Source organism: Gemmiger sp. (genome assembly GCF_057431175.1).
The window spans coordinates 1-12861 of record NZ_DBMDDV010000033.1 but is presented as its reverse complement, the minus strand read 5'-3'; the positions used below and the strand labels follow the sequence as shown (position 1 = coordinate 12861).

10 protein-coding genes and 1 tRNA gene are annotated in these 12861 nt (G+C 57.9%); 9 read left to right on the top strand and 2 right to left on the bottom strand.

The window, feature by feature from the left end; all coding sequences use genetic code 11:
• Positions 1–217: 217 nt before the first annotated feature.
• A complete protein-coding gene (locus tag ACZO0A_RS10925; RefSeq protein ID WP_291231823.1) occupies positions 218–775 on the bottom strand; it encodes a manganese efflux pump MntP in 558 nt (185 codons plus the stop codon).
• Positions 776–1234: 459 nt separating this feature from the next.
• On the opposite strand from ACZO0A_RS10925, the gene ACZO0A_RS10920 reads away from it, so the two are divergent.
• From ACZO0A_RS10920 to ACZO0A_RS10910, 3 genes are all read left to right on the top strand, one after another.
• Complete coding sequence (locus ACZO0A_RS10920; protein ID WP_215693459.1) at positions 1235–2050, top strand: Cof-type HAD-IIB family hydrolase; 816 nt, start codon at positions 1235–1237, stop codon at positions 2048–2050.
• 3 nt (positions 2051–2053) lie between these two features.
• Positions 2054–3001, top strand: a complete 948-nt coding sequence (locus ACZO0A_RS10915; protein ID WP_215693460.1) for a 3'-5' exonuclease — start codon at positions 2054–2056, stop codon at positions 2999–3001.
• Positions 3002–3135: 134 nt separating this feature from the next.
• Positions 3136–3996 carry a LysR family transcriptional regulator gene (locus ACZO0A_RS10910; RefSeq protein WP_302377482.1) on the top strand — a complete coding sequence of 287 codons (861 nt, stop codon included), beginning with the start codon at positions 3136–3138 and terminating at the stop codon, positions 3994–3996.
• Positions 3997–4206: 210 nt separating this feature from the next.
• On the opposite strand, the gene ACZO0A_RS10905 is transcribed toward ACZO0A_RS10910, so the two are convergent.
• Positions 4207–5046 carry a DegV family protein gene (locus tag ACZO0A_RS10905; protein ID WP_291231826.1) on the bottom strand — a complete coding sequence of 280 codons (840 nt, stop codon included), beginning with the start codon at positions 5044–5046 and terminating at the stop codon, positions 4207–4209.
• A 197-nt stretch (positions 5047–5243) separates the two neighbouring features.
• Here ACZO0A_RS10905 and ACZO0A_RS10900 point away from each other — a divergent pair, with 197 nt between their 5' ends.
• The 6 genes from ACZO0A_RS10900 to ACZO0A_RS10875 all read left to right on the top strand — a co-directional run bounded on the left by ACZO0A_RS10900 (position 5244) and on the right by ACZO0A_RS10875 (position 12770).
• A complete protein-coding gene (locus ACZO0A_RS10900; RefSeq protein ID WP_291209464.1) occupies positions 5244–6251 on the top strand; it encodes an SGNH/GDSL hydrolase family protein in 1008 nt (335 codons plus the stop codon).
• Between the two features lie 259 nt (positions 6252–6510).
• Complete coding sequence (gene glgB / locus ACZO0A_RS10895; protein WP_302150400.1) at positions 6511–8601, top strand: 1,4-alpha-glucan branching protein GlgB; 2091 nt, start codon at positions 6511–6513, stop codon at positions 8599–8601.
• Positions 8602–8661: 60 nt separating this feature from the next.
• Positions 8662–9885: a glucose-1-phosphate adenylyltransferase gene (locus ACZO0A_RS10890; protein WP_302377485.1), complete on the top strand. Its 1224-nt coding sequence runs from the start codon at positions 8662–8664 to the stop codon at positions 9883–9885.
• Positions 9879–11003: a glucose-1-phosphate adenylyltransferase subunit GlgD gene (glgD, locus tag ACZO0A_RS10885; RefSeq protein ID WP_302377487.1), complete on the top strand. Its 1125-nt coding sequence runs from the start codon at positions 9879–9881 to the stop codon at positions 11001–11003. The genes ACZO0A_RS10890 and glgD overlap by 7 nt, the downstream gene beginning before the upstream one ends.
• A 112-nt stretch (positions 11004–11115) precedes the next feature.
• Positions 11116–12534, top strand: a complete 1419-nt coding sequence (glgA, locus tag ACZO0A_RS10880; protein ID WP_215693474.1) for a glycogen synthase GlgA — start codon at positions 11116–11118, stop codon at positions 12532–12534.
• A gap of 149 nt (positions 12535–12683) precedes the next feature.
• Positions 12684–12770: transfer RNA gene (locus ACZO0A_RS10875), tRNA-Leu, on the top strand.
• The last annotated feature ends 91 nt before the right edge of the window (positions 12771–12861 follow it).

Here is a 12861-nt window from a genome sequence, read left to right as displayed (position 1 = left end):
TCTCCACACACCCAGGAGCGGTTTTGTTTTGTCTTGGCAGAGTTGTAGGGGCCGCACCTGTGCGGCCCGCAAGTTCCCGGAAGCCCAGCGCTTCCGGGTTGATGACGGGCATCGACCCCTACGCCGTAGGGGCAGATTCCATATCCGCCCGATCGTCCGGGCGTTTGCGGGTAAGCCGCAGGCCCGGCAGGCCGGGCTCCTGCAGGGAACACCGATTTTACAGTACGCCCAACCCGGTCAGTAGCGTCTTGACGCCAATCAAAAGCAGCACGATACCACCGATTCTCTCAGCCGGAGCACGGTACTTGTCGCCGAACAGGGCACCGACCTTCACGCCGATGGCAGACAGCAGGCAGGTGGTGATGCCGATGAGCGCAGCGGACGAAATGATAGCGACCTGCATAGCGGCAAAGCTGACGCCGACGGCAAAAGCATCGATACTGGTGGCAATAGCCAGCGGCAGCATGGCCTTGGCCGAGTAGTCGTCGTCCAGCTGCTCATCGCCGCCGAAGCTCTCCTTGACCATGTTTGCGCCGATGAGTGCCAGCAGCACAAAAGCGACCCAGGGGCCGAACTTCGTCAGCAGCGTGGCAAAGCGGTCGCCCAGAAAATAGCCCAGCGTGGGCATCAAGAACTGGAACCCGCCGAACCAGACACCGCAGGTCAGGGCGTGGGCCAGGCTCACCTTGCGAACGGACAGGCCCTTGCAGATAGAAACGGCGAATGCGTCCATCGAGAGGCTGACAGCAATCAGGATCAGGTCAAATAAAGTCATGGTTTTACTCCTCCGTTTTGGCAGGGGCAGACAATAAAAAAAGACTTATCCGCCCTAAAACCGGGCAGATAAGTCTCGTCGTTTAAAGTTAAGCCAGAGCCAAGGCTCATTGTGTTGGCAGAACTGCGCCGCGGCTGCTCCACCGCTGCGCTGACTACTCCCTTATTGCTTTTGGTAGTGTATCATACGCAGGAATGTTTGTCAATACGTTAGAAATGGCTAATTCCTGCGATGAGGCTTCCCCCTCAGGGGAAGCTGTCCGCGAAGCGGACTGATGAGGGGCAACCTTGCCGTTATAGCCCATTTGTGTTTGATTGCGGTAAAGCTGCCCCTCATCCGGCCCTGCGGGGCCGCCTTCCCCCTTGGGGGAAGGCAAGGAACTTTAACTGTCTTGCATATTCCCCTATTTTAGAGTACAATATACACAAATCTGCAAATTTGCATCCCGGGGGAGTAACCATGCAATATAAAGTTCTGGCGCTGGACCTTGACGGTACGCTGACCAATTCCGATAAAATCATCACGCCGCGCACCAAAGCGGCCTTGCAGGCGGCGGCCCAAAAGGGCGTCTGCATTGTGCTGGCCAGCGGGCGGCCCACCGTCGGCATTGAGCCGCTGGCCAAAGAGCTGGAACTGGAAAAATACGGTGGCTGCATTTTAAGCTATAACGGCGGCAAGATCATCGACTGCCAGACCGGCCAGACACTGGTGCAGCATGCCTTCCCGGCGGACCTCATCGAGCCGGTCTGCACCTTCAGCCGCTATTGGAACGTTGTGCCGTTGACCTACGACAAAAACGGCATCGTGACGGAGGACGCCGACGCGGCCTATGTAAAAGAGGAAGCCCGCATCAACAAAATTCCGGTGCGCCAGGTCGAAAACCTGCCCGCCGAAGTGACCTACCCGGTCAACAAGCTGCTGCTTACCGGTGACCCGGCGGATATGCCCCATGTTGAGGAACTGATGCAGCAGGAGTTCGCGGGAAAGCTGTCCATCTGCCGCAGCGCACCGTTCTTCATTGAGACGATGCCCCTGGGCGTGGGCAAGGATACCTCGCTGGAAATCCTGCTGCGGGCCAAGGGCCTGACGCCCGCCAACCTGATGGCCTGCGGCGACGGCTGGAACGACCTGCCGATGATACGCCTGGCGGGTATGGGCGTCGCCATGGGCAACGCGCAGCCGCCGGTCAAGGCTGCCGCCGACTACCAGACCGCCGACAACGATCATGACGGCGTGGGCCTGGCAGTGGAAAAATTTATTTTAGAGGAGGCGTGAGCCGTGAATCTGATTGTTTTTGATTTGGAGTGGAACATCGGCTACCAGCCGAAAACCTTCCTGTATCACGGCACAGAATTGACGCTGCGCGGTGAAATCATCCAGATTGGCGCGGTGCGCATCAACGCCCGGGGCGATGTGCTGGATACGTTTGAAGTCAACCTGCGCCCGCGCATCTTCCGCAAATTGCAGCACCATATCGCCAAGGTCACCGGCCTGTCCCAGGGGGATTTGGACGCGGGCCTGCCGATGAAAGAGGGGCTGCAGAAGTTCCTGGACTGGGCCGGGCCGGACGCCGAGCTGGCCGAATGGGGACTGGACGACGTTCCGGTGCTGAAACAAAACCTGTTTTTGGTGGGGCTGGACGAGAACTGGCCCGACAAATGGTACGATCTGCAGCGTATTTTCTTGCAGGCCTACCCCCGCAAGGAGGGCGAGGGCCTGACGCTGGAAAGTGTTGTGGATCGCCTGGGCATCCCGAAGGAGGAGCCATTCCACAATGCGCTGGACGATGCGCTTTACACGGCCAAGATCTGCCGCAAACTGCCGCTGGCCGAGGGCCTTGCCACCTACCCGACCGAGGAAGAACTGCTGACCGAAGCCCTGCTGGGCGCAGAAAAGACCGGCCGCGACGTAAAGCTCTTCATGAACCGGATGGAGCACGACGACTACCGTAATGAGCCGGAACTGAACCAGGCCGCCTGCCCCGAATGCGGTGCGCCGCTGCAAAATGACGAGGTCTGGCTCAAACGCGGCAACACCGGGTATTTCACCCGGGCGACCTGCCCATGCTGCGGGCACTATTACCTGCGGTTCAAGCTCAGCCGCCGCGATGGTCTGCATTGGAGCTTTGCCCGCTGCATCGACCCCGCCACCCCCGAATCCGACGCCCGCTGGGACAAGCAGAAAGCCGCCCTGCTGGAACGAATGAAGAAAAAGGCGGAAAGATAAAAGGGCTGCCTGCGCCTTGGGAGAAAGCTTTTTTGTTGTACGCCCTTGACAAAACTGTGATTCTGGTCTATTCTTGATAAAAACGAAACACATTTTTTACAAAATTGCAAATATAGCAACATGAGAGGTAGAGCATGGATACAGAACGCTGGCAGATTTTGTTGAGGGCCATTGACCGGGGCAGCCTGCGCGCGGCGGCGGATGAGATGGACGTTACTGTTTCAGGCATCAGCCGCAGCGTGGCAACGCTGGAAAAAGAACTTGGATTTTCGCTGCTGTACCGCGCAAAAAGCGGTGTGCAGCCCACCGAGGAATGCCGCCAGCTGTTGCCAACTGTGCGCGATCTGCTCTTTGCGCAGGAGCGTTTGGAGCAAACAGCCGCCAAGGTGCGCGGCGCAGACTGCGGCACCATCGTCATCGGCACGGCGTATAACTGCTATTATGAGTGGGTCACCCGGATGACGGCGGCGTTCCGCACCCGGCACCCCGGCGTGGCAGTGCGCATCGTCAACGGTACCAGCAGCGAGCTGGCCGAAATGGTCAAGGACCACCGCACGGATTTCTGCCTTATCAGCCGCCGCGACGGCCTGCCGGTCTGGCTGCCCATCCGCCAGGATGAGCTGCTGGTACTGGTGCCCAAAAGCAACCCGCTGGCCGGTATGGACGCCGTCCCGGTGCAGCGCATGAAAACCGAGCCCTTCATCGAAAGCTACCCCGGCATGGAGACGGATATCACGCTGCTGTTCGATAAGCTCAAGACCAAGCCGCACACGAGCTATTCCACCATGGACATCACGGCGACCTACGCCATGGTATCGGCGGGGCTGGGCATCAGCGTCAACAACGCCATCAACCACCAGCACGGCTACCCCGGCGTGGTGGAGCGCCCGATGGACCCGCCCCAGCTGATGGAGATTGGCCTTGCCTGCGGTGAGAACCTCGCCCCTGCCGCCCAGGCGTTTTTAGAGTTTGTAAAAACACGGATGCCGGAATAAAAAAGCCTTCCCCACTCAGGGGAAAGTGACCGAAGGTCGGATGAGGGGCGCGTCTGCCGTGCCATCCCCTAAAGGGGTGATGCTGGCAAAACCGCCCCTCATCAGTCAGCGGTCAAGCCGCTGACTGCTTCTCCCGCAGGAGAAGCCAAACCGCCCGGAAAGAAGCTATTGCACTTCTTCCCGGACGGTTTGTTTTATATTTTAATAAACTTAATACGTTATAATAATCCCCTGATCCTGCGCATAAAAACTGCACAGACCAGAGCAGGGCACGATGCGCACCGGGGCACCGGGCCACTTGGCGTCAATGCCGTGGTGTAGCAGCTGGGCGGCGGTCTGGTTGCCGCACTCGCTGATCAGCACAGGATGCACGCCGTCGTAGCCGTCCTCATCCATCTGCTCCAGAATCTTAGCCAGCACGCGGGTCTCGCCGCGCGTCTTGAAGTAGAAGTCAATTTTGCCGTCCGCTGTGCGCCGGCCCAGCACGCGCATGTTCAGGCGGCCTGCGATAAAGCCCACCACCTTGTTTACACGACCGTTCTTGGCCAGGTTGTCAAAGCTCGCCAGAGCAAACAGGATGTGGGTGCTCTCGGCAAACTTTTTCAGCGCAAAGCAGATATCATCAAATTCCTGATTCTCGCCGATCAGCTTGTTGGCAAGCTCGGCAGCACCGGCCAGCGCACCGGAACAGCTCAGGGTGTCCAGCACGAAAATCTTCTTTTCGGGGTGTTCTTCCAACACCATGGTGCGGGCGGCCATGGCGGCGTTGTAGCTGCCGGACAGATTGCTGCTGATGGTAAAGGCAAACACGTTGTCCGCCTGCAAAAAATACTCGGCCCATTCCTCGGGGCTGGGGCAGGCGGTGGTGCTGGCACCATTGTAGTCGGTCATAGCCTGCAGCATCTGATGGGTGTTCAGCGTGGGCAGGTCAACGTACTCGCGTTCGCCTACACGGATTTTAAACGGTACAAGGGCAAACTGCACGCCCGGCGCGGGGCGCTCCAACTCGCGGATCTCGCAGGAACTATCGGATACGATCATCCATGCCATAGGGCAGGACCTCCGTTCTGTGATAATTGGTCACGGTTATTCTTATCTACATTATAGAGGCACAGAGGAAAAGCGTCAAGTTTATTTTTGCGGCAGATCCCGCCCGGCTCTGTAAAATTTTGCGGGCCCACTTGTACCTGTGCGGATTGTGGCGTATAATAACCATATATGTTTTTGAGATAAAGATGGGAGCTTCTATGGCTGATTTCTATACCTACCGCAATGAGGTCGCCAGCAAACGGCGCAAGCGGAAAATGTTTCTGGTGCTCATCGTAATTTTGGCGCTGCTCTGCGCTGGGGCTGGGTTCTTCTGGTTCAAGAACAGCGGCACGCCTGCGCCCGCTGCCTCGGCAGAGCCGGTGGCCGCCACGCCGGAGACCGCTCCCACGGCCACCGAGGCACCGACCGCCACGCCCGCCGCCATCGCCGAGCCGCAGCGCATCGTGCAGGCTGTGGATACCGCCGTGTGGGACAAGTCCGACGCCGTTGAACAGACCATCGACACCGAATACCTGAACACCGACCATCGCATGGTGGCTGTGCCGATGCTGGGCACTGTGACGAAGGACTACTTCAACACCGTGACCTTCGCGGGGGACAGCATTGCCTCGGGCCTGGGCATTTACAGCACCGGCTACAACAACGCCCACTATGCGACCTACGTCAGCGCGGGCGTGCAGACCTTTGTCAACAACGTCAGCGTCAAGAACGCCGTCACCGGCACGACGGAAACGCCGATGGAGACCATCGTCTCCAGCCAGCCGGACTACCTCTACATCCTTGTCGGCACCAACAACCTTGTTGTGCAGGGCAGTGAGGACAGCTTCCTTGCCTACTATGAGCGCCTGATCGATATGCTGCGAGAACAGCTTGACCCCGGCGTCAAGTTCTACATCCAGGCCATCCCCGGCGTGCAGGAGGATGTCGTGGCATCCAAGCCCGGCCTGGACAACACCCGCATTGCCACCGTCAATGACCTGCTGGCCAATATGGCGCTGCGCAAGGGCTGCTACTACATCAACATCCGCGAGGTGTTGACAAACCCCGCCGACGGCAGTCAGATCGATGATTATGCCACCAAGGACGGCGTGCACTTCAACGCCGCAGGCTACCACGCCTGGGCAGATTACCTGGCGACCCACACGGTCTGGAACCGCCGCAGCGTGTACAGCGGCGAGAACCCCTACTATATTTACGGCGCGTAAAAAACTTTTTTAAATTACACAAACCCCATGCAAGGTGTAAAAAGTACCTTGCAGGGGGCTTTTTTTGTACAAAGGTCCGAAAAACAGCCCGTTTTATGTCGAACTTGTACAAAAGCGGCGGGTAACATACGAAAATTTTAGCAGAATATTACACAAAAGACCTTGAAATTCCTTTTCAAAACAGGTAATATAGATACAGAGATTATACAGAGTCGGTGTACTGTATCGCGTACAGCACCGCTCAAAAGGGGAGATTACGTTGAAACAGCGCAAAGAAACGCCAAATAGCTCCGATCTGCCCATTTATCTGTTCAAACAGGGCAACAATCAGGAAGCTTACCGCTACTTTGGCGCCCATCTGTGTGAGCAGAACGGGGAGGCCGGCGTGGTGTTCCGCGTTTGGGCACCGCACGCCAAGGCCGTTTCCATCGTGGGCGACTTCAACAGCTGGACACCCGGCGAACACCCGATGGAAAAAGTCACGGACGGCATCTGGGAACGGTTCGTACCCGGCATCAAACAGTTTGATGTCTACAAATACTGCATCACCACCCCGGCGGATGAGCTGGTCTACAAGGCCGACCCCTACGCCTTCCACACCGAGACCCGCCCCTCCAACGGCAGCAAGGTCTATGATATCGAGGGCTACACCTGGGGCGACGCCGCCTGGGTCAAGGACGAGGACAAGCGGGATGTCATCAACAGCCCGATGTCCATTTATGAATTGCAGGCCGGCAGCTGGAAGATGAAGGATCCCGACAACGGCGTACCCTATAATTACGCCGAGCTGGCCGACGAACTGATCCCTTACATAAAGGATATGGGCTACACCCATGTGGAGCTGCTGCCCATCACTGAGTATCCCTTCGACGGCAGCTGGGGCTACCAGGTCACCGGTTACTTTGCCCCCACCAGCCGTTACGGCACGCCCAAAGACTTCATGACCTTCGTGGATAAGCTCCACCAGGCAGGCATCGGCGTCATTCTGGACTGGGTCCCGGCCCACTTCCCGAAGGATGGCTACGGCCTGTATATGTTCGACGGCGCACCCTGCTATGAGGACCCCAATCCCCGCCGTGGTGAGCACAAAGAGTGGGGCACGATGGTCTTTAACTACGGCATGAAGGAAGTCGAGAGCTTCCTGATTTCCAGCGCCATGTTCTGGGTCGACCACTACCACATCGACGGTCTGCGTGTGGACGCCGTAGCCAGTATGCTCTATCTCGACTACAACCGCAAGGATGGCGAGTGGGAGCAGAACGTCAAGGGCGGCAAGGAAAACCTGGAGGCCATTGCCTTCCTGCAAAAGCTGAACACCGCCATTTTGGGTCGCTACCCCCACAAAATGATGATCGCCGAGGAATCCACTGCCTGGCCGCTGGTCACAAAGCCTGCGTCCGATGGCGGCCTGGGCTTCAACTTCAAGTGGAACATGGGCTGGATGAACGATATGCTCAGCTACATGAAGACTGACCCGCTCTTCCGTGCGGGCAACCACGGCAAGGTCACCTTCAGCTTCTTCTACGCGTTCAGCGAGAATTTTGTCCTGCCCATCAGCCACGACGAGGTCGTGCATGGAAAGTGCAGCCTGCTGAACAAGATGCCCGGCGACTACGAAGAAAAGTTTGCGAACCTGCGCACTTTCTTCGGCTACATGATGGCCCACCCCGGTAAGAAGCTGCTCTTTATGGGCCAGGACTTCGGCCAGTTCATCGAGTGGGACGAGAAAAAGCAGCTGGATTGGATGCTGCTGAGCTATGACAAGCACCGCGAGCTGCAAGGCTACGTGAAAGACTTGAACCACTTCTACCGTGATACGCCCGCATTGTGGCAGGTGGATTACAGCTGGGAGGGCTTCCAGTGGATCGTGCCCGATGACAGCAAGCAGAGTGTCATCGCCTTCCTGCGGCGCGACGCAGCAGGGAAGATGATCCTGGTCGTCTGCAACTTTAACCCCGTCCTGCGCAAGGATTACCAGATGGGGGTGCCGAACCCCGGCAGCTACAAGGAAATCCTCAACTCCGACGACAAGAAGTACGGCGGCACCGGTGTGACCAACGGCACGGTGAAAGCCAAGAAAGGCCCGATGCACGGCTTCGACCAGCACATTTCGCTGACGCTGCCGCCGCTGTCCACCATCTACCTGAGCGTGCCCGCTGCCCGCAAGCCGAAGGCTGAAAAGCCCACCACCGAAAAGGCCGCAGACAAGCCCGCTAAAACGGCGAAAAAGCCTGTTGCAAAAAAGGCTGCAAAACCCACCGCAGAGGCCGATGCCCCTGCCGCAGAGGCCAAGACCCAGGCAGCCCCCAAACGCCGGGGCCGCCCGCCCAAAGCCAAAACGACGGTGTGAACCGCCTTTGGATATACGTTAAAAACGGCATACTGCCGAAATTTTAAGGGGAGAAATGTTATGGCAAAAGAAATGATCGCAATGATCCTGGCAGGCGGCCAGGGCTCGCGTCTGTACGCGCTGACCCAAAAGCTCGCCAAGCCCGCAGTCCCGTTTGGCGGAAAGTATCGCATTATCGACTTCCCGCTGTCCAACTGTGTCAATTCTGATATTGACACGGTAGGCATCCTGACCCAGTATCAGCCCCTCGTATTGAACGAGTACATCGGCAACGGCCAGCCGTGGGATCTGGACCGCCTGCACGGCGGCGTCCATGTTCTGCCGCCGTATCAGCAGGCATCCGGCTCTGACTGGTACAAGGGCACGGCCAACGCCATCTACCAGAACCTGTCCTTCATCGACCGCTATGACCCCAAGTATGTCATCATCCTGTCCGGCGACCAGATCTGCAAGCAGGACTATTCTGACTTCCTGCGTTTCCACAAGGAGAAGAACGCAGAGTTCTCCGTCGCTGTCATGGAAGTGCCATGGAGCGAGGCTTCCCGCTTCGGCCTGATGGTCACCGACGAGGACGACCGCATCAACGCTTTCCAGGAGAAACCGAAGGAGCCGAAGTCCAACCTGGCTTCCATGGGTATCTACATCTTCAACTGGGATATCCTCAAGAAGTACCTGACCGAGGACGAGGCTGACCCCAACTCCGAGAACGATTTTGGCAAGAACGTCATCCCCAACCTGCTGAAGGACGGCCGCCGTATGTACGCCTACCACTTCAGCGGATACTGGAAGGACGTCGGCACCATTTCCAGCCTGTGGCAGGCCAACATGGAGGTCCTGGATCCCAAGCACTCCGGCATCAACCTGTTTGATGAAAACTGGAAGATCTACTCCCGCAACACCGGCCGTCCCTGCCAGCAGATCGGCAGCGATGCCACCATCGTCAACTCCATGGTTTCCGAAGGCTGCAAGGTCAACGGCACGGTCAACAATTCCATCCTGTTCCCCGGCGTTGTCGTCGAAAAGGGCGCAACGGTCGAAGCTGCAGTCGTCATGGGCGGTACTGTCATCAAGGCGGGCGCGTCCGTCAAGCACTGCATCGTGGCCGAGAACGTCACGATCGAGGAGGGCGCAACCGTCGGCGCCATGCCCGAAGGCGGTCTGAACATTGCCGAGCCCGGCGATGTCGCCACCGTCGGCTCTGGCGTTGTCATCGGCAAGGGTGCAACGGTCGGCTCCAAGGCAATGGTTTCCAGCGATGTAAAGGATGGTGAGGAACAATGGTAAACAGCAATGTGAATGCACTCGGCGTCATTTTCGCCAACACCTATGATAACCTCGTTCCCGAACTGGTGGCGGAGCGCTCCATGGCCTCCATCCCCTTCGGCGGACGTTACCGCCTGATCGACTTCACGCTGTCCAGCATGGCCAACGCCGGCATCGACAACGTGTCCGTCATCGTGCGCAAGAACTATCACTCCCTGATGGATCACCTCGGCGCAGGCCGTGAGTGGGACCTGACCCGCAAGCGCGGCGGTCTGAACATCGTGCCGCCCTTCGCAGAGCGCAGCGTCAAGCTATACTCCGGCCGTGTGGACGCACTGGACAGCATCCTCAACTGGCTCGAGGCCCAGAAGGAGCGCTATGTCATCCTGTCCGACTCCTACATCGCCATGAACTTTGACTTCGGCAAGCTGATCGACGCCCACGTCGCGTCCGGCGCTGACGTCACCATGGTCTACAACCGCGCCCCCATCCCCGAGGGTGCCCGCAGCGACAACTACACCATCCGCATGGATGAGGACGGCCGCGTGACCGAGATTTTGTCCAACGACTACCGCATGGGTGAGCAGAACCTCGCCATGAACATCTACGTCATCGAGCGCGAGAGCCTGATCCACCTGATCCATGACGCCTCTGTGCGCGGTCTCGTCTACTTTGAGCGTGACATTCTGGCCCGCAACCTCAAGCTGCTCAACGTCAAGGCGTTCAAGTTCGGCGGCTACGTTGCCCGCATCTCCGATATGAAGAGCTACTTCGACGAGAATATGCGCCTGCTCAAGGAAGGCAGCATGGATGCCCTGTTTGGACCCGCCCCCATCTACACCAAGATTCGTGACGATAACCCCACCCGCTACCTGGAAGGCAGCTCGGTCAAGAACAGTCTGCTGGCCGATGGCTGCGTCATCGAGGGCACGGTCGAGAACAGCGTGCTGTTCCGTGGCTGCAAGATCAAGAAGGGCGCTGTCGTTAAGAACTGCGTCCTGATGCAGGACACTGTGGTTGAGCCGAGCTGCAACGTCGAGTATGTTGTGACCGATAAGAATGTCCACATCACCGAGGACAAGAAGCTGGCCGGTACCGACACCTTCCCGGTGTTCGTCGCCAAGAACCACAGCGTATAAACGAAGCTCATAGAGGCTGTTCTCCTTCTCCCCGGAGTCGGCTTTGATGAGAGGGCGGGGGAGAGCCTGTTTTCCCTCGCCCTCATTTTTTGAAATTCGCACGGAGGTGCTTATGAAAATCCTGTATGCAGCCAGCGAGGCTGCTCCCTTTGCCAAGTCCGGCGGCCTGGCCGACGTTGCGGGCGCTCTGCCCAAGGCGCTGGTTCGCGATGGCATCGACGCCCGCGTCGTTATGCCGCTGTACGGCGATTTGAAATTCAAGGATACGCTGACCTATGTCACCAATTTCAGCGTGCCTGTGGGCTGGCGCAGCCAGTACTGCGGCCTGTTCAAGGCCGAGCGCGACGGCGTTGTCTACTACTTTATCGACAACGAGTATTACTTCAAACGCAGCGGCCTGTACGGCTTCTACGATGACGGCGAGCGCTTTGCCTTCTTCTCCCGTGCCATCCTCGAAATGCTGTTCTACACCGATTTCGAGCCGGATATCATCAACTGCAACGACTGGCAGACCGCGCTGACTCCGGTCTATCTGAACCTGTATTACCGCCATCTGGATAAATTCAGCCGCATCAAGACGGTGTTCACCATCCATAACATTGCCTACCAGGGCAAGTACGGCCTGGATATCCTCGAGGATACCTGCGGCATCGGTGCCCGCGACGCCCATGTGGTGGAGTACGACGGCTGTGCCAACTTCATGAAGGGTGCAATCGAGTGTGCCGATAAGGTCACGACCGTCAGCCCCACCTATGCACAGGAAATTCTCGACCCCTGGTTCAGCCATGGTCTGGACGGCCTGCTGCGCCAGAAGCAGTATAAGCTGTGCGGCATTCTGAACGGCATCGACGTCGATGTGTTCAACCCCGCCACCGACCCCGACATTGCCAAGAACTACGACGCCGAGACCTTCCAGGACGGCAAGGCTGTCTGCAAGGAACACCTGCAGGACGAGTTTGGCCTGCATAAGGACGGCAGCCCGATCATGGCTATGGTCACCCGCCTGGTCGGCCATAAGGGCGTTGACCTGGTTCAGGCCATCGCCGAGGGTCTGCTGCAGCAGGGCATCGAGCTGGTCATCCTCGGTTCCGGCGAGAGCCAGTACGAGAACTTCTTCAACGAGCTGTGCGCCCGTAACCCGGGCCGTGTCGGCGTCTACATCGGCTTCAACGCCAAGCTGGCGCAGGAAATCTACGCCGGTGCGGATATTTTCCTGATGCCGTCCCGCTCTGAACCCTGCGGCCTGGCACAGATGGTCTCCTGCCGTTACGGCACCATTCCTGTCATCCGCGAGACCGGCGGCCTGAAGGACTCTATCCGCGACTCCGGCGACGGCTACGGCAACGGCTTCACCTTTGCCAACTACAACGCCCACGAGTTGTACGAGGCCTGCTGGCGTGCCAAAGAGGGCTACTGGCAGAAGGATGGCTGGCCTGTGCTGGTCAAGCGCGCCATGGAGTGTGATTTCAGCTGGTCCAACTCCGCCAAGAGCTACGAGGGCCTGTATAACGAGGTCGTCAACCTCTGGTAATCGGTAAATAAAATGCAGCCCTGCGTCCAAAAGCGCAGGGCTGCATTTTTGTGGGAAAAAGTGATATTTTTCTGCAAAAATGCTTGACATTTGCCCCGCCAGCCGCTATAATAATACACGTCGCCGGAACACGGTGGCAAACAGAATATGCGGATGTGGCGGAACTGGCAGACGCGCTAGATTCAGGTTCTAGTTCCCTTAAAAGAGTGTGGGTTCAAATCCCTTCATCCGCACCATGACGAATGTTCTTACAGCATTTAGCTGTCAAAGAACATTCGTCATTTTTTATTTGCTAAATAGCGACATCACAGGGGGCGTAGTTCACAA

What these genes read in the sequence shown, in the direction of transcription:
- ACZO0A_RS10925 (WP_291231823.1), bottom strand. Translation starts at nt 775, where the DNA reads ATGACTTTATTTGACCTGATCCTGATTGCTGTCAGCCTCTCGATGGAC.
- ACZO0A_RS10920 (WP_215693459.1), top strand. Translation starts at nt 1,235, where the DNA reads ATGCAATATAAAGTTCTGGCGCTGGACCTTGACGGTACGCTGACCAAT.
- ACZO0A_RS10910 (WP_302377482.1), top strand. Translation starts at nt 3,136, where the DNA reads ATGGATACAGAACGCTGGCAGATTTTGTTGAGGGCCATTGACCGGGGC.
- ACZO0A_RS10905 (WP_291231826.1), bottom strand. Translation starts at nt 5,046, where the DNA reads ATGGCATGGATGATCGTATCCGATAGTTCCTGCGAGATCCGCGAGTTG.
- ACZO0A_RS10900 (WP_291209464.1), top strand. Translation starts at nt 5,244, where the DNA reads ATGGCTGATTTCTATACCTACCGCAATGAGGTCGCCAGCAAACGGCGC.
- ACZO0A_RS10890 (WP_302377485.1), top strand. Translation starts at nt 8,662, where the DNA reads ATGGCAAAAGAAATGATCGCAATGATCCTGGCAGGCGGCCAGGGCTCG.
- glgD (WP_302377487.1), top strand. Translation starts at nt 9,879, where the DNA reads ATGGTAAACAGCAATGTGAATGCACTCGGCGTCATTTTCGCCAACACC.
- glgA (WP_215693474.1), top strand. Translation starts at nt 11,116, where the DNA reads ATGAAAATCCTGTATGCAGCCAGCGAGGCTGCTCCCTTTGCCAAGTCC.